The organism is Dyadobacter sp. OTU695 (assembly GCF_038440355.1).
Classification (GTDB): Bacteria; Bacteroidota; Bacteroidia; order Cytophagales; family Spirosomataceae; genus Dyadobacter.
The window spans coordinates 152175-172357 of sequence record NZ_JASATN010000009.1; the positions used below are offsets into that span (position 1 = coordinate 152175).

Consider the following 20183-nt stretch of genomic DNA (forward strand, 5'->3'; position numbering starts at 1 on the left):
GTTATTTTTTACCTGTGAAAGTGTATTGTAAGCCGAAAACAAACGTCCTCGGTGCCGCAGCGGTGTAGGTCGTGCGGTCGGTAGCATTATTGCCGCGCGTCGCGTTGGTGGCGTAAAGCACATCGGTGAGGTTGAGGACATTGGTGAACAGCTCGATGCCTTTCCAGTTGTATCCCAATCTCAGGTTCAGGATGTCGTAGCCTTCGTATTTGACGGTATTGATCTGGTTCTGATAGTAGGAAGCCACATGCTGCCATTCCACCGACGACCGGAAGTTCTTGAACCATTTGGGATAATAACTGAATTCGGTATTCCAGAGCCATTTTGGCGACGACGGCATATCCTTGCCATTGACATTCTTGACAACATCGGAATCGCGGTTGCTCAATATAAATTCCTCGTAGCGGTGAATGGCCGTAGTGCCGCCGAAACGGAAGAAAAACTCCTTGGTAGGCTTGTAAGTCACACCAAATTCCGCGCCGCGGTGCAGTGTTTTTCCGGCCGATTGATAGTCGTAGGAATTATCCGGCAGCCGCACATTCAGCAACTCGTTGCGTCCATTCATTTGGTAGAATGCGAGATCGACATAAATCTTGTTGTCGAGCAAAGAAACCCAGCCGCCGATTTCCGCATTGTTAAACTCCGCAGGTTTCAGATTGTAGTAAAACAAATCGCCGTTCTCCGCCGCTACCGTACGTTTACGGAATACCGACGTCAGACCCGGAGGCGAGAAACCTCTCGAATAATTGGCATAAATCCCTTTCCCTTTACCCAAATCATAGGTAGCACCTATTTTGGGAGTAACCTTGCTGTAAGATTTGCTGCCGGAAGTGCTGTCGAGGAAGTTGGTGTAGGTAAATGACATGCGGTCGTACCGCAATCCTGCGGACACGCGCAGTTTCGGCAACAGCTCGAAATCATATTGCGTGTATGCGGCCATATTCTTGATATCCGCGTCATAATCGGCGTTTTTGATGTCGGGGCGCTCTTTTATGATGGTGTATTTCTCCACCGACTTTTTATCAGGTCGCAGCTGGGCGGCCAGATCGACCTGGTAGGACCAGTAATTCGACGGTGAAAAGTCGAAAACAGCGCCTGTGATCAGCTTGGAATTGAGAAAACTGAACCGCTGACTGTGCTGGGCGAGTATTCCAAGACTTTTGAAATTGCTCGAATTGATTTCACCCTTCGCGGTGGTCTGTCCCGGCGTCCAGCGGATGCCGTAGTTCGGGTTCTGACCATGCTCATTTTTTCTTGCGAAGGCAGTTACGAATGTCTGCGAGCCATTTTTCCAGTCTTTTTCAAGGGTAAGCCGGCTGCGCAACGAGCTCACTTTACGGTAGGTAAAATCGGTGGTGCTCACATATTGGCGTGAGTAAAATGCAAGGCTATCCACGCTGCCGCTGGTTTGAGAATCATACTTGCTGTATGCCAGGGTGTAAATCAGTCGCGTCGACGGCGTGAAATGATATTCCAGCCGCGCATTGATCGCATTCTTATCATAATCGGAGCTCTTCATCCAGGAATTCCGCTGGTTGGCGACGAACCCGCCTACGTAAACGCCGAACTTCCCGATCATGCCGCCCGCACCATATTGCACGCGCTTGTAGCCCCATTGGTCGGCCTGTACGCCGATTTTGGCAGTTGGCAATATCGTTGGCCGCTGCGTGATGAAGTTGATCGCGCCACCCACTGCTTCCGGGCCGTAAATCGAGGAAACCGGGCCTTTAACCACTTCCACCGAGCTGATCGCGAACTGGTTGAATTCCAGGATTGAGTTATGGTTGAAAACACCCATAGGCCTGATCGGCACACCGTCTTCCATATACAGGAAATAGGCATTGGTCGTAAACGGCTGGCGAATCGCCATCGAATGCTGCTCGTTGCCGAGGTTCACCATCATTACGCCCGGTACCTTGTTCACGATCTCGTACATGGCCGTCGGTTTGGCCTCGTCGATCATCCGGGGAGTCAGTTTAGAAATGGCGATAGGGCTTTCGGTCCGCAAAGTCGCCTCACGATTGCCCGTCACCACTACCGATTGCAGGTTTTCCGTAGCCGCATCCAGTCCGATTTGAATGCTCTTGCCATCTAAGATCTGAACCTCTTTGGCAGAAAATCCAATGCTGGAAATATGGAGTACCGCATTGGATACGGGGCTGCTGAATGCGAAATGGCCGTTATGGTCGGTTGTCGTACCGAGGTTCGCGGAGACGATCTGCACGGTTGCCCCGGGGATGGGTTCTTTGGTCTGGGTGTCAAATACACTGCCTTCGATGCCCTGCGCGACGGTGGCGTGCGCGCATACATACAGGAACAGCGCCTGTAAAAATATTTTCAGGTTCATTATAATGCTTTAAGAGATTAAAATTCAGTTAGGTATCGTGAATTTTATCTCCTGGGCGGGCGCAGCAGTTTGCCAATTGGCGCGGAGTAGAAAAGCAATTGATGGAAGAAACGAACCGGTTCGCGGAATACTTTGATCTCCGGTTCAAAATTGTAATAGTATGGTTGTGGTGTAAAAAGTTGGATAACAGGCATATTGTGGACTTTCTCGGAAGTTTCCTTATCCTGTTTTTCCTGTTGCTGTCTGAGTTTTTTGGCGAGGTAACATTTCCCGTCGCAATGCAGCTCGGGGCGTTTCCGGTTTTCACAAAGTACCTTGGCGATGTATTCCCGGTTCAGTTTAAAATAGGCGATCGTTCCCCACGGGCTGAGCGTGGGTAGCATAATAGCTGCAAGCAGTATGTAGGCTATAACGGAGCGCATATTTTTACTTCGGCTTTCGGCAGTCGGCTGTCGGCTTTTTTTCTTCGGCTTTCGGTTTGTTTAATTTAATACAAAAGGTTCGACTGCCGATAGCCGACAGCCGAAGTACTCTAGAACGATGTCCCTATGCCGGGATCGGAAAAACGTTTGTCTTTGATAAAATCGTCGTCGTTCAATGTTTTCAGAAATGCAATGATTGACTGCTTTTCTGTGTTCGTCAGGCTGATCCCCCGTTTCTGTCCGGCTACATTCAGGAGCGGGTCCAATGTTGGTGAAACGTAAATGCTGTCCTTGCTGCCTGGCTTGTCATTCGCGTAATGATCAAGCACCTGTTCCAGGGTCGTAAACCGGCCATCGTGCATGTAAGGGGCTGTCAGGCCCACGTTACGCAAGCTCGGGACTTTGAATTTCAGCCGGTCGTCGGCATTCAGTGTAATGGTGTACCTGCCCTGGTCGTTGATGCGGTTCGGTGCGAGGCCATTATTCCTGAATTTTTGGTCCGTAAAAAGCTCGCCTGCGTGGCACGACGCACATTTTTGCTTAAATACTGATAAACCGTCCTTCTCCTGGGCCGTCAGCGCAGAAGCGTCACCCCTTACAAAATAATCGTACCGTGAGGTGGCCGAAACCATCGTCATCATAAACTGCGACAGCGCCTGCATCATTCGGTCAGCGGTAATGCTATCGCTACCAAACGCGGCTTTGAACATTTTGGGATAATCCACCTGCTTGGTGGCACCCGCTACGGGCGTTTTTCTTAGTTTTTCGATGACATTAGCGACCCGTTCGTCCATTTCGACCTTGTTTTGAATGGGAACAGCCGGCACCATATCCATATCATGCACGCCTCCGTCCCAGAAGAAAGAGGTGTTCCATGCCATGTTCTGTACCGACGGAGCGTTCCGGGTGCCGATTTTGTCATCCACACCGTGGCTCAGATCGTGGCCGTGGTGCGTGAATGCGGCCTGCTGCTGGTGACAGGTACCACAGCCGATATTGTCCGTCCGCGAGAGAATGCCGTCATAAAAAAGAAACTTTCCGAGTTCGACACCTTCGACGGTTAGTGGGTTTTCGGATAAATCATAAACGGGATCAGGAAAATAGGAAGGTTTTGTCCATTCTAATGGCGTAGGCTTATCGTCGGGCGGAACAACTGGCTCCGGAGCGTCGGTTTTCTTACTACAAGAAACCACCAGAGCCAGCAGGGCCGCCAAAATGCTTAATATGCCTGTAACCTTCCTCATTTCGCTTGCGAACGCGGCTTAATTAATTTTTATTTCCTTGACATTGAACATACCCGCGTAGTTGTCGGCGACATATTTCGTAGAGTCGGTAAACATCAATGAAGGGCTCTGCTTGATGCTTAACTGCGTGGGACTGTTGAAGATTTTCTGGATATCGGCCTGAATAACCACACTAGACACAATACTGGTGGTAACGATCGCTTTTTGGCCAGGGAAAGTCAGCTTGACGGTCCTGAGATTGTTGATTGTTCTTTGTGTTCTGCCCCCGAAAAAGCCAATGTGGTAATAGTACTTCCCATTGGGTGTGGCAGATGAATCGGAAGAGCCTTCCAGTTTCAGAAAAATGTAACCTGGGTTCCAGTCCCAATACATTCCTTCTTCGTTGGTAGGTCCTGCATATATATCGAGAATGCCCTTTCGTCCGGGGGAGTCCGGCTCCATCACACTGCGTAGACTGTCGACGCCCACGAGGAACTCAATGCCGGTATAGTCACCTGTCAGCACATTTCGGATCGTCAGTTTTTGAGATTGCGAATCGGCCTCGCGGATCAGGAAGTAGCTCGAATCCTGCGGTACCGTGAATACACTGCCGTCCGTTCTTGTGAGTTTGATATTGGAGATGTAGTAATTCAGCTTGCTGACTGTAAAATCCTCTCCTGCCGCGTTGACGTATTTTGTACTGTCGAGCTGCAAATCCTTGTCGCCCACGATATTGTCGAATTGCAGTTGGATAGTACCGGTTTCAATCGGATCGGTATCATCTTCTTCGTCGGGGAAAGAGCATGAAACCACCAGCAACCCCGAGGCAAGTACCCATGCCGACAGCCATGAAAATGTTCTTTTCATCATGTATGTATTTGTAAAATAATAGTTCACGCGCAACGGATGAGCGCGTTTTGAGCCGGCAAAATTGCAAACAGAATTTGTTCTAGCTAATGATAGAACTGGAAATGGGGTGATTTTATGCTAAATCAGACGAGCGGGGGGATGAAAAATGTCGTCCGCCGCGACACGGGGTGTGAAACTTGAAGCAAGAGAGAAAACTGCTCGTGGCAAAAACTCCACCACCACGGGCGGTTTGGTAAAGGTAAAATCCGAACGCTGGTCCATTACCTGGTCGATCAGCCGCGACATGTAAGTTTTTTCGGCCTGGCGTTTTTCCTGCTCGTCGAGCGAAGCGATGCGTTTGGCCAGATAACATTTTCCATCGCAGCGCATTTGCGGCCTGTTTTTGTTTTCACAAAGATTGGCAACGATGTACTCACGTCTGATCTCAAAATCCAGGTACAACAAAGGAATCACCCACACTTTGACCAGCATGAGGCCAAGGAGGCTGACAGATATCCATTGTTTGGCAGAATTTCTCACAATATCAGAAACGAACAAACGGAAAGAAATGATGTTTGCGGGGCAAAGGTAAACATCAATACGTATAAAAGCGCTGAAATGTTGAACGGGCTTGTGTGTTAACGGACTTTATAGTGGATTTGCAGCGACAGGCCGCCGGAATAGAGGAACCTGTTATTTAACCCTTCGATCGTATAACCAAACCCGGGAAAATACTGAACATAGCTGTCAGCGGCCGATCGCCGCCCCATTACGTTTCGGAACGTCAAACGCAAAAGCCAATCTTTTGCCAACTTGAAATCGAACCCGAAATAGCCTTCGAAACCCAATGCGATATTATTTGTTTCCCGGAACTGGCGCTCGTAATCGCCGAAGGTGGGACCCTTGAAGAGGTACTTTCCATGGTATCCGGCAATGGAAACGACCGGCCCATAGCCAGCGTAGAGGATTCTGCGGGTACTGCGCATTCGTCGCACCTCATACGCCGCGCGCACGTACACGCCTTTGAATGCCTGCGATGGGCTGAAATCGCTGTATTGACGGGTGTCGCCACTGGCAAAACCCGCTCCGAAGTACAATCGTCTGCCGGCCTTTTTCAGATCGAACAGGTAATAGGGCTCTATAATCGTGGTGTAGCGGATGTAATAGCCTTTGGGAAAAATGACAGAAGGCAGGCTGTTGATCACATCAAGGCCGATGTAGGAAGCTCTTCTCGCTAGCGTGTCCTGCGCCTGTGTACCGAAAGGTGCGCTCATGAGAATCATTAATGCGATGAATCTTCTCATGGCTCGATGTCTATTGAAATTCCTGCACCGGGATTAGAGCTTAGCCATGGTTGCTGGCCAGGGCGGACGTAGGTATCGTAATGAATCTCTGTCTTGCTGAAAGTGGAATAGTAATGGCTTCCCGTCGCAGGTTCCCTTGCATCGGTGACAAATCCGCATCCACCTTTGTAGCGGAAAACTCGTTGATAGTAAATAGAAAGAGTATCTGTGCGTTCGGCAAAACGGAAGACATATGTGGTAGTGTCAGATAGAAGTGATATCGGTAACGCGTCCACATGACGGGGTGTGGCATCCGCTAGTTGCCGCGTAATGGCATCCTGACTTACTGCATTCAATGCGTAAACGGAATCCAGCTTCAACGATTTGCCGGTAAAACGTATTCTTGCTGAAAGTTCCGCTTGCGGACCACAGTCCACACAGCCTTGGACGCTGATAGCTGATAGAACGAGGATAATGGGTAGAAGCTGTTTCATCAAAGCGGTCCGTGATGTTTTAGACAACCGGTTAGACACATCTTCCTGACACATCGTTGCTGCCGTCGGATAATCGCTGTTTTTTAGCGCATTGAATTTGAGTCAATAAAAGTATATTTGAGAAAAAACCACACTGTGTCAGCAGCACTCGCAATAGTATATCCACAACCGACCATGTACTCAGAAGAGGAATATCTCCGGCTTGAAAACGACGCCTTCGAAAAGAGCGAATATTTTCAGGGCCAGATCTTCAAGATGGCCGGGGCAGCGCCAAACCACAATCGGGTTAAGGAAAACGTTTCGATAGAAGTAGGGATTGTTTTGAAAAAGAACAAGTCATGCAGAAGCTCTTCCAGTGATCAGCGGATTCACATTCCGGCGAATTCGCTTTATACCTATCCCGATGTTCTTATCGTCTGCGGGCCGAACAAATTTTCAAAACTGGATCGCATAACGATCACTAATCCATTCGTGATCATAGAAGTACTTTCCCCATCCACTGCGGAGTACGACCGCAGCCTGAAATTCAGGTTGTACCGTGACATTGAAACCTTGCAGGAATATGTGACGATCGATTCCCGGAAACCGGATGCGCAGGTGTTTCGCCGGATGCCCGATAATCAATGGATCGTGGCCGATGACGCATTCTCCCTAACCGAATCAATTACCATTCAAACCATCGGCGCTACGCTGCAAATGGCCGATCTTTATGACGGCATTGAGAATGTAAGCAGTCTCTTACCCCCGGTCGAAGAGTAATTTTCCTATATTTGCCCTTTAAACAATAAGGGGCTTTTTGCTCCGTTTAAGATCAAAATTGTTTTTGAATAGAATCGACCTCTGTTTCATTCGCTTAACCATTCACTTTTTATTTCTGATATGATGCTTCTGCAAGCACTTACTGACTCTACTGCGGCTGCACCCGTCGCTGAGCAGGGCCTTTCTGTAATTGATCTGCTCGCCAAAGGGGGGTGGGTAATGTTGCCACTCGGATTGTTGTTCCTGGCTACATTGTTCCTCATTATCGAACGTTTCCTCGGTATCGGCGCAAACGGTAAGATCGAGCCGCAATTTGTTGACAACGTGAAGGATTTTATTCAGCAAGGAAATCTGAAATCGGCTGAGTCGCTTTGCAGAAACCAGCGTAATGCTGCGGGCCGTATTCTTGAAAGAGCGATCGGTCGCATCGGTTATCCGATCAAAGACATTGAGACAACGATTGAAAACGCCAGCCAGATCGAGATCCAGCGTATGGAAGGTAACCTGCCCTACCTCGGGGTCATCGCGGGTATCGCGCCGATGCTCGGGTTCGTCGGTACGATTTCCGGTATCATCCGTATTTTCTACGACATTTCGATCTCCAACGACTTTAATATCAGTACGATTGCCGGTGGTATGTACGAGAAAATGATCACGTCGGGCTCCGGTCTGATCATCGGTTTGATCGCTTACGCGGGTTACCACTTGCTGAACATGAAAATCGACCGTTTTGCATTGCGTCTGCAAATGGCTGCTTCCGATTTTCTGGATGTGCTTCAAAAGCCTGTTGCCGCAAAAAATTGATATATAGATGCGGCCTGTTTTCAAATTTGCCGTTTCTGACAACCCATTACATTTTCCAATATGAAAATACGTCGGAAGAGCCGGTTTGCCCCGGAGGTGTTCACGCACTCGCTCAACGATATTATGTTCTTCCTGCTGCTGTTCTTTTTGATCATCTCGACGATGTCCAATCCGAACGTAATCAAACTGATGCTGCCCAAAGCAGCGGCTACACAGCAGATGTACAAAAAGCAGATCACATTGTCAGTCGACGAGCATAAGGCTTATTTCATTGACAAAGAGCCTGTTCCATTCGACAGGCTGGAAGTGGAGCTGCAAAATATTTTTGCCAATGTCGAAGAACGCACAGTCGTGCTGCGGGTAGATAAGAACCTCGCCGTGCAGGACCTGGTCGATGTGCTCGAAATCGGTGCCAAGAATGATATCAAGATGGTAATGGCTACGGCCAAATAGAGTTTTTGGGAGGAAAGGGAAGAGGGAGGAAGGAGAACGGAAAGGGCTTGGAGATTCGATCTTCAAGCCCTTTTTCGTGGCTATTGGTTAGCTGCGCTTTGATAGATTTGTCCGATGATGGATTGCAGGATGGCGCCTTGTTCTCCGTCGCAAATGTTAGCTTGTTTGCCGTCGCAGAGATCGAGGAAAGCCGTGGTGTTTTCCAATTGGGCATCGACGTCGGTCAAATACGGGAAGCGGATATCGGCCAGCTCGCCTGCTATTTCGGTGTGTACCGACAATGGGAAGAGCTTAGCCCCGCCTTTTGTACCAAATATTTCCAGGTTAATCGTCTCTTCCTGCTCCATATTCAGTGCGAAAGACGTAGATAACGCAATGCTCACATTGCCTGGAAACGACAGATGGGCAAAGCACGCATCTTCCACCTCGAAAGTAGCAGGGTTCCAGGCTCCTTTCAGGCCTTTTCCTCCTGTTTTTCCAATGAAATCATACGTGTTGGCGAGAACATGTGCAGGCTGCTGATAGCCGGTCAAACCCAGTGCAAGATCGAGGATATGGACGCCAAGATCTATCAAGGCACCGCCTCCCTGAATGGTTTTGTTCGTAAAATTACCCCAGCCCGGAATGCCGCGGCGGCGGAGATAGTTGGCTTTGATATGGTAAATGTCGCCCAGATTGCCGAGCGCGTGGTAATTTTTCAGCGTCGTGTATTCCGGAGCATGCCGCCGTTGAAAGTTATATGCCAGGGCCAGGCCTTTCTTTTTTGCCAGATCGGCCATTTCACGCGCCTCGCGTGCATTCATAGCCGGGGGCTTTTCGCAAAATACATGGCAGCCATTTTCGAGCGCCTGCATCGTGAATGGGTAATGCAGGTTGTTGGCCGTGCAGTTGATGACAATGTCAGGCTTGCCCTCGCTCCGATACATATCGTCGGGATTATCGTAGGCAAATGGTACGTCATGTTTATCCGCCAGGGCCTGAGCCTTGTGGATGTCGCGGCTGCATATCGATATGACTTTGACGCGATCCGGTAATTTGGCCAACGCCGGAAGATGGTTCTGGTCGGCAATGTGCCCGCCGCCGATGATCGCGGCTTTCAGTACTGACATGAATGGGAAGAATAGGTTTGGTTATTCTTCCAAATATCAGAATTTCGGATTAGAAAAGCTGCGAGAAAACTATTCAATCAGCTTTTGGTACTTCCAAGCCGTTTTTCGGATTTTCAGATCTGCGTCACTGTAATTGAGATAGCGGTATTTATCGTTTGGATTGGTTTCACTCATCGCAGGTACTCTCGGAATAACGCTGTATGAGCTACCGTACGCAATATCCGGAACTCTTCCGGATTTCGACAGGTTCAGCGTTCCATTGGAAAAGGAGCCGATTTCATCAATCGTCGGAGTCGGGAAAAAGCTTTTTGTATTGAAATTCAGGAAACCCTGCCGCTTATCCTGTCCACTTTTCTCCATTTTGAAATTCACCTCCAAAGTATATTCCATGTCAACCGGTTTGCCGTTCTGTACCGCGGGCGTCCATTTGGGCATTTCATTTACCACCCGTAGTGCTTCCTTATCAATTCCATGGCCGATGTTTTTCAAGCTTTTCGCATTGCGGATATCCCCGCTTTTGTCCACCACAAATGAAACGAGCGCGATCGCCTCTACATTGATTTTACGGGCCGTTTCCGGATATTCCAGATTTTGAAGTAGATATTGCATCAATGCGTCCCTGCCTCCGGGAAATTCTGGTAACCGATCGACCACTTTCATGTCCGAATTCTCAGTAGGAACCGTCGAGGAGGGGACGGTAGCATTTTCAGCGACGGCGGGCCTACCTACAACCACAGCACCTTTGATTTCGTTGACCCGCTTTTTCAGAATCAGTAAAAAGTTGGTCTGGGTATCCGTGAGTGTAAGCTCGTGTGGCTCGTAGGCGACGTGGGTGATGACCAATTTGGAGCCTTCCGGTAGGTTTTTCAACTCAAACCGTCCATTTTTATCAGTGGTGGTACCCTTTGTCGTTCCGGCCAATACGATGGTTGCGTCGGGGATCGGGCCGTCGTTTTCGTCCGCTATCTGGCCTTTGATACTTGCTCCTTCGCGTGTTGGTGCACTAATTTGCCCGATAGCCGTTTGCAGGGGAGCGTGCGAGGCCGAGATGGTCACGGAGCAGATCACGACCGGTAATATCAGCAGATACTTGGTCCGTAACCAGTGAGAGCTGCGTTTTTTGTAAATCATTTGGATACGGTTTTTGAGTATCGATGAATTGAAAAAATGATTAGCAATTGCAATGTCAGGACTGCGCATGGCGTAGGCGACCAGAAAAGAGGCGTAATCGTTCCGGTTCGGAACAGGGAGGTCCGCCAGGTATTCGTGTACTGTTTGAATGGATCGTTTGTACAGCCAAAGCACCGGGTTGAACCAGAAGACTATTTTAACCAGTTCGGCGATCAGGATATCCACGGTATGCCACTGCCGGATGTGCTCGCATTCATGCCTGATCACAACATCGGGATTATGCCGGTAGTCGTGGTCGCTCAGGAATAGCCAGCAGAAGAAAGAAAACGAGCTTTGACTGGTTTTTCCAACATTCTCCGGAAGCAACAGCAATGTGTAGTGCTCCATGTCGATCTTTTCGCTTTGGTGGGCCGCTTTAAACAGTTGGAACAAACCGGAAACGAACGTCCACATCAGGCAGACCGCAACGACCAGGTATAGTCCGGCAACCCACCACCAGGCATGCAAACTTGCCGCAGGAGCATTTCCTGCCACCACGGCCACCGATATGGTAGCTTTCCGGTAAACAGTTTCCGGCACGTGAATAGTCGTGATCGGCTCTGCGAAATGGATCGCCGGCAATGCAAATGCAATCAGCAACGTGCCCAGCAGGTAAAAGCGGTTCCATTGAAAAAATGTATGCTTTCGAAGCAAAAACCAATAGCAGGTGTAAAATAATAACCAATATGCATTGACCTTTGCCAGATAGAGGAGCGTTTCCATGCCGGGCTGCGTTGCTAAACGTTAGTTACTTTTTGTATTAATGGAGACGACACCTTTCGCCCCTTTTGAACCGTACAGACTAGTGGCTTGTGCACCTTTCAATACGCTAACACTCTTAATGGTGTTAGGATCTATCGTATTCAGCGCAAGGCTTTCGATAACCTCGCCGTCCAAAATGTAAAGCGGTTGGGTTTCCGCCGTGAATGGCTCGGATGTACCCCGGAATGTTATTTTAGCGTCCGAACCTTCTCCTACAGTAAGGTCAGTTCTGTCCCCGAAAGTTTCGGCGAGAAGCACGCCCTCTTTCATTGTTTCCGGACTAACGGCATGTGATACGGGTTTGAAGCCTACAACAGTTGATTCTTTATCGGTAGCTGTATGCTCTCCCTCTTTTGCCAGCATAAAGTTGATTGGGACGGTAAATTTCACGTTGACGGCCTTCCCATTCTGCTTGCCGGGAGCCCATTTGGGGAATTTTGAAACCACGCGGAGCGCCTCTTCATCGCAGCCAAAGCCAATGCCTTTCAGGATCGATACATTTTTAATATTGCCTTCCGGAGTAACAATGAAATTGACGAAGACTTTCCCCTGCACGTCGGCGTCCGAAGCAGCTTTCGGGTATTTAATATTCCGGGCCAGAAACTTGAACATCTCGGCATTTCCACCCGGGTATTCCGGTGCAACTTCCACGACTGTGAAGATGGGAGTAGCGTCTTTCGAACGAGCTTCCGTTTTAGGAGCCCCATTTTCCTTTGAAACCTGGCTCTCACAGCCGGCGACGAGGAGTGCGCTGGTTCCGATCATTGTTGCGGCAGCCACGTAGGTGCCCAGCATCCATTTGGATGTGCGGTTCTTATAGATCATCTGGATACGGTTTTTTAACTGAGACGGTTTGAAAAAGTGATTGGTAAGCGACGCCACAGGCGCGTTGAGCGCATATGCGACGAGGAATTGGGCGTAATACTCACGGTTCGGGGCTTGCGCATCGGCCAGGTACTCGTGAATTTCTTGTAGCGACCGCTTATACAGCAGTAGCACCGGATTGAACCAAAAAACGGTCCGCAGAATCTCGATCAGCAGGATATCAAGGCTATGCCGCTGTTGCGTATGTACCATTTCGTGCCGTAGAATGGCGTCGAAATGGTTTTCATAGTCGTTGTGGTTGATGACGATCCATTTTAGGAATGAGAACGAGCCTACCTGGTTTGAGTCGATCAGGACTACGTTGCAGTCTTCCAGCTCGATAAGCTCGCCCGAGCGCAGGTAATGCACCAATTGTGCAACGTGGCGGGCCAGCTGTGAGGCGGCGGCGACGAGTCCTGCTACATAGGCTAATGTCAGAATCTCTATCCATGTCCAGCTTTCCGGTTCTTTCGACTGCCCGCTTATCACGGCGAAAGTCGAAGCATTCATTTCGTAGATCACGGGTAGTTCGGGTGCGGTGGCGGGGTAGATGATCTCCGGCAATGCAAAGGCGATCAGCAGGGAGCCGATGAGGTACCAACGGTTCCATTGGAAGAACGTATGCTTGCGCAGCATCAGCCAGTAACAAGCATAAAGCAGCGTCCAGTACAGGCTTACCTTGCCGATGTATATTAAAGTTTCCATGGCTAACAGACGGTTTACTGGTCGTTTTTATGTTGGTTGATCAGCTTCATGATCTCGTCCAAATCCTTGGTGTTCAGATCGTTATCTTTTACAAAGAAGGAAACCAGGTTGGGGAGCGAATTGTCGAAATAATTGACCATCAATTGCTTCATTTCGTGTCGTTTATACTCTTCCTCCGAAATGAGCGGATAATATTCGTGTGTCTTGCCGTAAGCATTGTAGCCAACGACCTCTTTCTTTTCGAGAATACGAATGATGGTAGATACGGTGTTGTAGGCGGGTTTTGGCTCGGGCATTTCGGCGAGGATGTCTTTTACAAATGCCTTTTTCAGCTGCCAGAGAATTCTCATGACCTCCTCCTCGGCCCTCGTCAGGTTACGAATTTCCATGTGTTCTTTCTTTAAAATGGGTTATTATTTAATCGGTATTCAAATGTATTACTATTTTGTTAGTTTCAAAACTATTTTATTAGTTATTGTTAAAAATAAAAAAACCGCCATGTGAAATTTGACGGTTTGAATTGGTTATCAGGATCTTAGTATTGGCGTTAAGCAAATCTTGATCCTTTGCTTTGAAGGTACTGACCTACATTGCAGATAGCGCCGGGCATTAACATTACCTCATGGTCCCAGTCAAACGTTGTCCAGTTTCCGGGTGTGGCGATCATTACTTTTCTTGTCTCCCTGAAGAACCAAATTACTTTATCCGCGCCGAATTCCAGGAGCTTCATGGTTTTCAAAGTCACATATTCACTTTCCGTGGCTTCTTCCAGTTCAACATCGGTATCCACTTCGATCGATAGCGTGGGAGGAACCTGTATATATTTCAGATCAATCTTATCTATTGTAAGCACATCTTTATCGAAGATCATAATCTCAGAAGCGAGGTTGTTTCGCCTGTTAATATGGAGTCCGGGTTCATTTGTAGCTATAATGTATTTAGCCCGGTTGATCTGATCGTAAAAGATGCCTAGGATATAACTGATAATATATGTTTGTAAAGCACTGCACCCCATGATGTCTTCTATGTTCATATTGCCCGCAAGTGCCTCGCGGTAGCCTTTATAGTAGTAAGGTTTCCCATCGATGATCTCGCGGATAAAGGATGTGGGAATGCGCTCTTCTAATGCATTTTCGGGAATGTCAAAGCCCGGTTTCGGTGAAGCTATCATGGTTATGGATCGGTTAGCTCATAATCGAATATACAAAAATTATTGACTGATATTCAACGTAATGTACAAGGTAATAGGCTCGATGAGCAACCGTCGGTAAAAGCAAAGGGCGACGGAATCAAATTCCGCCGCCCTTGCGATAATAAATCTATGTGACGATTACTCGACCACGCTCAGCTTCACTGTATTCGTCTTGCGCTGTCTTGAAACCGGCATGCTCAATGTATTAATGAACACGTCGCCTTTTTGCAACTCGCCTTTTTCAACAAGGAAAGTTTTGATGTCCTCGATGAGATCGTCGGTAGAAACCCCTTGGTCGCGGTCGTAATAGAATACTTTGGTACCCCAGTACAATGCAAGCTGGTTCATCAGTATCCGGTTGGATGTGAAAATCAGCAGATTGGCTTTCGGACGGTGGTGCGACAGGCGGAATGATGTATAGCCCGAGCGCGTAATGCCAATAATCGCCGCAGCCTGGGTGTCACGTGCCAGACGGCATGCACTCATTACTACGTTGTCGTTTAGCTTGTAGGTACCGGGCGTATCATTAACGGCAGCATGGTGTTTGAAATAGATGGTTTTGCTGTTAGCTTCCACCTTTTCGATCGTTCTGGTCATGCTTTCCACAGCCAGGAGCGGGTATTTTCCTGAAGCGGTTTCAGCTGAAAGCATTACGGCATCGGCACCGTCGAGTACCGAGTTCGCTACGTCGTTCAACTCGGCGCGGGTTGCACGCGGGCTTTCGATCATACTTTCCAGCATCTGTGTTGCCACGATTACCGGTTTGCCGGCACGGTTACATTTCTCAACGATCATTTTCTGGATCATCGGAACCTCTTCCGCAGGAAGTTCAACCCCGAGGTCACCGCGGGCTACCATGATACCGTCCGTAGCTTCGATGATCTCATCGATATTGACGATCGCCTCAGGCTTCTCGATTTTCGCAACGACGCGGGCGAATTTGCCTTTGCTGGCGATATATTCCTTCACTTTTGTGATTTCATCAGCTGTACGGACGAACGACAATGCGATCCATTCCACATTGTTTTCCAGACCGAAGTCCAAATCTTCCCAGTCTTTCTGTGTTACCGAAGGCATTGAAACACGTGTGTTAGGCAGGTTAACACCCTTTTTGGATTTCAGATAGCCTCCGTAAATAACCTCTGTGATCACATCCGTTCCGTCTATTCCGGTTACCAGTACTTCCAGTTTACCATCATCCATCAACACGCGGTCACCGATTTTTACATCATTGTACATTCCGTCGTAAGGCGTGCTCACTTTCTCGGCAGTACCCAGTACTTCGGTGTTCGACAGGATCAGTTTCTTACCTGCCTCGATCAATACACCGTCTTTCTCTGCCACCATACCGATACGGATCTTCGGTCCCTGCAAATCCTGCAGAATAGCCAGGTTTAAGCCGTGCTCTTCGTTTATCTCGCGGATGTTGGTGAGTCTTTCAAGGTGGTCAGCGTGGGAACCGTGGGAGAAGTTGAGACGGAATACGTTCACTCCTGCTTTGGCCAATGCATATAATGTTTCTTTCGATTCCGAGGTCGGGCCTACGGTTGCAACAATTCTGGTTTTTTTGGAAGACATAAAGTTAATGTGCAGTAAAAATGATGTTTTTATAAACAATCCACGTCGATTATTACCTGGATGCTTTTTAGCGTCTTGTCAGTCAGAATGTCAATTACTTTTTCCTGTATAAATGACTTTGCCGCCTTAAAATTAATCTTTTCTCGCTCAAGTTTGATGAGAATATCGAACAAAAACTGATTTCTTACTCTTTCGACCAGCGGCGGCTGCGGCCCGAGAACCCTGCTGGAGCCTAAATGGGCCGTCAGTTTTTCGGCAAGCACTTTCGCGGCACGGTTGGAAGTTCCCTCGTCGACATGCTTCACCGTAACCTTGATAAGCCGGGTAAATGGCGGATAGTTGAATTTTTCGCGCTCTGCGATTTCGTCCGCGTACATCCCCTCGTAATCATTGTTGATGATTTTTTCGAGCAAAGGCTGTGACGGGTTGGCCGTTTGGATCAAGACTTTCCCGGGTTTGTCCGCCCGCCTGCCCGCGCGCCCGCTCACCTGCGTAAGCATCTGGAAAGCCCGTTCCGAAGCGCGGAATTCGGGGAAATGGATAATCCGGTCGGCGTCGAAAATGCCTACCACGCTTACATTATCGAAATCAAGCCCTTTGCTTACCATCTGCGTTCCGACTAATATATCAATCCCGCCTTCTTCAAAGTCCTGTATGATCTGCTGGTAGGCATTCTTGGCGCGCGTCGTATCGAGGTCCATCCGCTGAACCCGTGCTTCGGGGTACATGACATTGATCTCCTCCTCAATTTTTTCAGTGCCGTATCCCATGGTTTTCACTTTCGGAGACCCGCAATGCGGACAGGTACGCGGTACCTCCTCCTTATGCCCGCAATAATGGCAGCGCAACTCGCGCGCCTTCATGTGGTAGGTAAGGCTCACATCGCAGTTGGCACATTCCGAAATCCAGTTGCATTCCTCGCATTGCAAATAAGGCGAGTAACCGCGGCGGTTCTGGAAAAGAATGGTTTGCTCTTTGTTTTTAAGGTTGTATTCCAAATGGCTGAGCAGCACGGAAGAAAACTCATTCTTCATCTGCTTCTGCCGCTTTTCTTTTTTGGTATCGATCAGTTCAAAGCGGGGCAATGCGGCATTGCCGAAGCGCTGCTTCATCTCCACCAGTCCATACCGACCACTTTGCGCGTGAAAATAGCTTTCCAGCGAAGGGGTTGCCGAACCGAGCAGCGTTTTGCCTTTATGCATGTACGACATGATCACGGCCACATCACGCGCATTGTAACGCGGGGCGGGATCGTGCTGCTTGTAGGAAGTTTCATGCTCTTCGTCCACGATAATCAGTCCCAGGTTATCAAACGGCAGGAATATAGCCGACCGCACGCCGACGACAAACTGGAATTTGCCGTCCAGAATGCCCTTCCAGACTTCCACGCGCTCGTTGTCCGAGAATTTGGAATGGTAAATGCCCATTACCTCGCCGAATACTTTACGCAGACGGATAACGATCTGGGTCGTCAGCGCAATTTCTGGTAGCAGGAACAACACCTGCGAGCCGCTTTCGAGGACCTGTTTGATGAGTTCGATGTAAACTTCCGTCTTGCCGCTTCCGGTAATGCCATGCAGGAGTACGACCTCTTTTTCCCTGAAAAGTTCGTGGATTTGCCTTGAAGCCTCCTCCTGCGTTTCGGTGAGCGTGATATTGCCCATATTGCCCATGGGAATGTCATCGAAACGGGAGACAAATATTTCGAACTGCTCGAAAACGCCTTTTTTAATGAGGGTATTCAAAGAGGCGTCCGAAATGGTGTTGTCCTGGCTGAATATCGATTTGTCCAGACCTTTATGGTTCAGATCCGGATTGTTGTAAACCGGGATGAAACTGAGGTATTTCAAAAGGATTTCCTGCTGCTTCGGTGTCTTGTCGAGGTCGGCCGCCAGTTTCGAAAGTGCTTCATTTGTGGTATAAGCGGCCGTTAGCCTGATCTTCTTGACAACTTTGGGCTTGTAGCGTTCTTTAACCTCTTCATACAGAATCACAGCCCGCTTCCCGACAAGCGATTTAATAATTGCAGTTATATTCGATTTTTGCAGGAGCCTTTCTACTTCTTCATAGGAAAGGGTCTGGTGCTTTTTAATCTCCTCAATAACCAAATGCTCCTGATCTGTCAGCAGGTCTTCATATTCAAATTCCGGATTCAGCTGGATCCGCGACTGACTGGTAATTTTCAATCCCGCAGGCAATGCCACATTCATTACCTCGCCAATGTTGCAGAGGTAATATTCCGCTACCCAATTGAAAAGTTCAAGCTGATGTGTGGTAACGATCGGCTGCTCATCAAGTAGTTCAAGAATGTATTTGGCCTGGTACTTAACGGGCGGATTAGTGTGCAGCTGCGCCACGACGGCGGTGATAACCCTTTTCTGACCAAACTGTACGATTACCCTCGCCCCGACCTTGATCAGCGAAGCCATTTCCCGCGGTACGCGGTACGTAAACAGGCTCGGAATCGGTACCGGAAGGATCAGATCGGCAAAAAAGGTAGTTTCTTCCTCAAAAAAGGAGGTCATTGGTTCAATTCTTTAATTCGGCGGCAAGTTCGCAATTTGTGGTCAAGCAATCAACGAAACATCGAGTGTAGCAGCATGTGCCCAGTCGACCATCGCATTGAAGAGCCTGATCTTTTGGAATGTAACAATATCACTTTCCCGGATTTCGGCCGGCCTGATCATGCCCTGATCGAGCAGGAGTGCGCGTTGCGTACCGGGTAGGAGCGGTGTTGCGGGCGTCAGCCAATAAGTACCGTCGAAGAATGCGACGTTGCAAAAATTGGAATCGGTGACAAGCCCCTTTTTGATAATCAGTATTTCGTCGGCATCTGCTCGTTGCGCAAAAAGCGTGTTAAGAGCCTCGCGGTCATCGTATTTATATCGGTAATCGATCTCATCGTGATAGACCCGCTGAATTTTGTGGATCGTGCGGATTGAATAGGGCTCCCACCGGATGTTATCGATGTTTTTATCATAAGCCAAACGACATTTGTGGGTGCTGTTATCGATTTGAGAGGGTATATCCAGAAGCTTTGCTAAATCCCAGTTGTCGGAGCAACCCCAAAGTTCCCGGCGGGTTTTGTTCAGGCGTACTTCGTGATAATGCAGGTTCTTCCATTGTCGGTTTTCAACACAGATCGTTTCAAAGCACAGCATGTGGTGTATAGCTAAATGGGAGGTAAACCTTATCGACAATTTCCTGGTATTCACTGAATGCATTGCTCCGCGCGGTAATGCCGCCGCCGCTTTTGAAAATCATTCCATCTTCCTGCTGCTCGATGAAACGGATCATCACGGCGCTTTCGAAATTCTGTCCATCGAAATAACCCATTACTCCAGTGTAATAACCACGGTTATATTCTTCGGCTTCCTCAATGATTTCCAATGTGCGCGGTTTTGGTGCACCGGTAATAGATCCTGCGGGTAATAGTTTTTTCAAAAGATCCCCATATTGACCATCGAAAGAGGCCGGAAGGATTCCCGCAATTTCAGAGCTTACCTGTAACAAAGTTTTATCGGAAGTCTGGATGCGGTCGATGTAGCGATAGCGTTCCACCCACACTTTTTCGGCTACCATACTCAGGTCGTTTCGGATCAGATCGACAATCGTAGCGTGTTCGGCGGCTTCCTTATCATCGGCAAGAATTACCTGTTCCGCATTGGGTACCGAAGCGTCGATAGTACCTTTCATCGGAAACGAGGCAATGTGGTTGCTGTGAATTCGGACGAAAATTTCGGGAGAAAAGCAAACGAACCGGTTTCGGAAAAGCAGCCGGTAAGGCGCTTCACTGTGCCGGAATATTTGTTCCAGCGTCAGGTTGGTGTCAACTGGCGTAGGTACGGAAAGATTGACGAGAAATGAGTTTCCCGCATTCAAATGGCGTATTACACAGTCGAATTTGGGTTGGTAATCTCTAAAAGCGAGCGGACGTTTGTCAAACCGAATATGCTCGGGAAGGTCGTCGCCAGGTGCGGCAACGTCATTGGTAAGACCGTTCAGATTGAAAAGGATTTCTTTCGGGTCGACGTCGTCGAGCTTCCAGGCCAGGGGCTTTTGGAACTGATAGTCCACCAAAAAAAAGAACGGGGTTTTTGCCTTGCCCCATTCATTCAGTTTCTCCGTAAAATCCCCGGCCGCGTTTTCCAAACTAAAAGTGGTATTAT

General features: G+C 48.6%; 19 protein-coding genes. 3 read left to right on the forward strand and 16 right to left on the reverse strand.

The features are described 5' to 3' along the window. Nucleotide 1 precedes the first annotated feature (1 nt). The 7 genes from AAHB90_RS17910 to AAHB90_RS17940 form a co-directional block, all read right to left on the reverse strand. Nucleotides 2–2347, reverse strand: a complete 2346-nt coding sequence (locus tag AAHB90_RS17910; RefSeq protein ID WP_342086568.1) for a TonB-dependent receptor — start codon at nucleotides 2345–2347, stop codon at nucleotides 2–4. Between the two features lie 44 nt (nucleotides 2348–2391). Then, complete coding sequence (locus AAHB90_RS17915; protein ID WP_342086569.1) at nucleotides 2392–2769, reverse strand: hypothetical protein; 378 nt, start codon at nucleotides 2767–2769, stop codon at nucleotides 2392–2394. A gap of 110 nt (nucleotides 2770–2879) precedes the next feature. Then, a complete protein-coding gene (locus tag AAHB90_RS17920) occupies nucleotides 2880–4013 on the reverse strand; it encodes a cytochrome-c peroxidase (protein ID WP_342086570.1) in 1134 nt (377 codons plus the stop codon). An 18-nt stretch (nucleotides 4014–4031) separates the two neighbouring features. Beyond that, complete coding sequence (locus tag AAHB90_RS17925; protein ID WP_342086571.1) at nucleotides 4032–4862, reverse strand: MbnP family protein; 831 nt, start codon at nucleotides 4860–4862, stop codon at nucleotides 4032–4034. Nucleotides 4863–4979: 117 nt separating this feature from the next. Continuing rightward, a complete protein-coding gene (locus tag AAHB90_RS17930; protein ID WP_342086572.1) occupies nucleotides 4980–5333 on the reverse strand; it encodes a hypothetical protein in 354 nt (117 codons plus the stop codon). A gap of 146 nt (nucleotides 5334–5479) precedes the next feature. Then, nucleotides 5480–6145, reverse strand: coding sequence for a hypothetical protein (locus AAHB90_RS17935; RefSeq protein WP_342086573.1), 666 nt, complete (start codon nucleotides 6143–6145; stop codon nucleotides 5480–5482). Next, nucleotides 6142–6621 (reverse strand): hypothetical protein, encoded by a 480-nt coding sequence (locus AAHB90_RS17940; protein ID WP_342086574.1) that lies wholly within the window; start codon nucleotides 6619–6621, stop codon nucleotides 6142–6144. Before AAHB90_RS17940 ends, AAHB90_RS17935 begins: the two co-directional genes overlap by 4 nt. Before the next feature lie 171 nt (nucleotides 6622–6792). On the opposite strand from AAHB90_RS17940, the gene AAHB90_RS17945 reads away from it, so the two are divergent. The 3 genes from AAHB90_RS17945 to AAHB90_RS17955 all read left to right on the forward strand — a co-directional run bounded on the left by AAHB90_RS17945 (nucleotide 6793) and on the right by AAHB90_RS17955 (nucleotide 8634). Continuing rightward, entirely contained in the window at nucleotides 6793–7377 is a 585-nt protein-coding gene (locus tag AAHB90_RS17945; RefSeq protein ID WP_342086575.1) for a Uma2 family endonuclease, read from the forward strand. 120 nt (nucleotides 7378–7497) lie between these two features. Beyond that, nucleotides 7498–8181 (forward strand): MotA/TolQ/ExbB proton channel family protein, encoded by a 684-nt coding sequence (locus tag AAHB90_RS17950; RefSeq protein WP_090157321.1) that lies wholly within the window; start codon nucleotides 7498–7500, stop codon nucleotides 8179–8181. Nucleotides 8182–8241: 60 nt separating this feature from the next. After that, nucleotides 8242–8634 carry an ExbD/TolR family protein gene (locus AAHB90_RS17955; RefSeq protein WP_342086576.1) on the forward strand — a complete coding sequence of 131 codons (393 nt, stop codon included), beginning with the start codon at nucleotides 8242–8244 and terminating at the stop codon, nucleotides 8632–8634. Nucleotides 8635–8714: 80 nt separating this feature from the next. Here the strand turns inward: AAHB90_RS17955 and AAHB90_RS17960 are convergent, their stop codons facing one another. From AAHB90_RS17960 to AAHB90_RS18000, 9 genes are all read right to left on the reverse strand, one after another. After that, nucleotides 8715–9743, reverse strand: coding sequence for a Gfo/Idh/MocA family protein (locus AAHB90_RS17960; protein ID WP_342086577.1), 1029 nt, complete (start codon nucleotides 9741–9743; stop codon nucleotides 8715–8717). Nucleotides 9744–9812: 69 nt separating this feature from the next. Beyond that, the gene (locus tag AAHB90_RS17965) at nucleotides 9813–11636 is read right to left on the reverse strand and encodes a TonB family protein (protein WP_342086578.1); all 1824 of its coding nucleotides are present in this window, start codon (nucleotides 11634–11636) and stop codon (nucleotides 9813–9815) included. Between the two features lie 21 nt (nucleotides 11637–11657). Continuing rightward, complete coding sequence (locus tag AAHB90_RS17970; protein ID WP_342086579.1) at nucleotides 11658–13244, reverse strand: M56 family metallopeptidase; 1587 nt, start codon at nucleotides 13242–13244, stop codon at nucleotides 11658–11660. A 14-nt stretch (nucleotides 13245–13258) separates the two neighbouring features. Beyond that, nucleotides 13259–13633: a BlaI/MecI/CopY family transcriptional regulator gene (locus AAHB90_RS17975; protein WP_015812834.1), complete on the reverse strand. Its 375-nt coding sequence runs from the start codon at nucleotides 13631–13633 to the stop codon at nucleotides 13259–13261. 158 nt (nucleotides 13634–13791) lie between these two features. After that, nucleotides 13792–14415, reverse strand: coding sequence for a Uma2 family endonuclease (locus AAHB90_RS17980; RefSeq protein WP_342086580.1), 624 nt, complete (start codon nucleotides 14413–14415; stop codon nucleotides 13792–13794). Between the two features lie 159 nt (nucleotides 14416–14574). Next, nucleotides 14575–16014, reverse strand: a complete 1440-nt coding sequence (gene pyk, locus AAHB90_RS17985) for a pyruvate kinase (protein ID WP_342086581.1) — start codon at nucleotides 16012–16014, stop codon at nucleotides 14575–14577. A gap of 29 nt (nucleotides 16015–16043) precedes the next feature. Next, nucleotides 16044–18539 (reverse strand): replication restart helicase PriA, encoded by a 2496-nt coding sequence (gene priA, locus AAHB90_RS17990; protein ID WP_342086582.1) that lies wholly within the window; start codon nucleotides 18537–18539, stop codon nucleotides 16044–16046. A gap of 42 nt (nucleotides 18540–18581) precedes the next feature. Next, on the reverse strand, nucleotides 18582–19175 hold the full coding sequence (locus AAHB90_RS17995) for an aminotransferase class IV (protein ID WP_342086583.1): 594 nt from the start codon (nucleotides 19173–19175) through the stop codon (nucleotides 18582–18584). Next, a complete protein-coding gene (locus tag AAHB90_RS18000) occupies nucleotides 19162–20166 on the reverse strand; it encodes an aminodeoxychorismate synthase component I (protein WP_342086584.1) in 1005 nt (334 codons plus the stop codon). The genes AAHB90_RS17995 and AAHB90_RS18000 overlap by 14 nt, the downstream gene beginning before the upstream one ends. Nucleotides 20167–20183: the final 17 nt, after the last annotated feature.

What these genes read in the sequence shown, in the direction of transcription:
- AAHB90_RS17930 (WP_342086572.1), bottom strand. Translation starts at nt 5,333, where the DNA reads ATGCTGGTCAAAGTGTGGGTGATTCCTTTGTTGTACCTGGATTTTGAG.
- AAHB90_RS17980 (WP_342086580.1), bottom strand. Translation starts at nt 14,415, where the DNA reads ATGATAGCTTCACCGAAACCGGGCTTTGACATTCCCGAAAATGCATTA.
- AAHB90_RS17915 (WP_342086569.1), bottom strand. Translation starts at nt 2,769, where the DNA reads ATGCGCTCCGTTATAGCCTACATACTGCTTGCAGCTATTATGCTACCC.
- AAHB90_RS17925 (WP_342086571.1), bottom strand. Translation starts at nt 4,862, where the DNA reads ATGATGAAAAGAACATTTTCATGGCTGTCGGCATGGGTACTTGCCTCG.
- AAHB90_RS17920 (WP_342086570.1), bottom strand. Translation starts at nt 4,013, where the DNA reads ATGAGGAAGGTTACAGGCATATTAAGCATTTTGGCGGCCCTGCTGGCT.
- AAHB90_RS17910 (WP_342086568.1), bottom strand. Translation starts at nt 2,347, where the DNA reads ATGAACCTGAAAATATTTTTACAGGCGCTGTTCCTGTATGTATGCGCG.
- AAHB90_RS17960 (WP_342086577.1), bottom strand. Translation starts at nt 9,743, where the DNA reads ATGTCAGTACTGAAAGCCGCGATCATCGGCGGCGGGCACATTGCCGAC.
- AAHB90_RS17955 (WP_342086576.1), top strand. Translation starts at nt 8,242, where the DNA reads ATGAAAATACGTCGGAAGAGCCGGTTTGCCCCGGAGGTGTTCACGCAC.
- AAHB90_RS17935 (WP_342086573.1), bottom strand. Translation starts at nt 6,145, where the DNA reads ATGAGAAGATTCATCGCATTAATGATTCTCATGAGCGCACCTTTCGGT.
- AAHB90_RS17995 (WP_342086583.1), bottom strand. Translation starts at nt 19,175, where the DNA reads ATGCTGTGCTTTGAAACGATCTGTGTTGAAAACCGACAATGGAAGAAC.
- priA (WP_342086582.1), bottom strand. Translation starts at nt 18,539, where the DNA reads ATGACCTCCTTTTTTGAGGAAGAAACTACCTTTTTTGCCGATCTGATC.
- AAHB90_RS17970 (WP_342086579.1), bottom strand. Translation starts at nt 13,244, where the DNA reads ATGGAAACTTTAATATACATCGGCAAGGTAAGCCTGTACTGGACGCTG.
- AAHB90_RS17945 (WP_342086575.1), top strand. Translation starts at nt 6,793, where the DNA reads ATGTACTCAGAAGAGGAATATCTCCGGCTTGAAAACGACGCCTTCGAA.
- AAHB90_RS17950 (WP_090157321.1), top strand. Translation starts at nt 7,498, where the DNA reads ATGATGCTTCTGCAAGCACTTACTGACTCTACTGCGGCTGCACCCGTC.
- AAHB90_RS17975 (WP_015812834.1), bottom strand. Translation starts at nt 13,633, where the DNA reads ATGGAAATTCGTAACCTGACGAGGGCCGAGGAGGAGGTCATGAGAATT.
- pyk (WP_342086581.1), bottom strand. Translation starts at nt 16,014, where the DNA reads ATGTCTTCCAAAAAAACCAGAATTGTTGCAACCGTAGGCCCGACCTCG.
- AAHB90_RS17965 (WP_342086578.1), bottom strand. Translation starts at nt 11,636, where the DNA reads ATGGAAACGCTCCTCTATCTGGCAAAGGTCAATGCATATTGGTTATTA.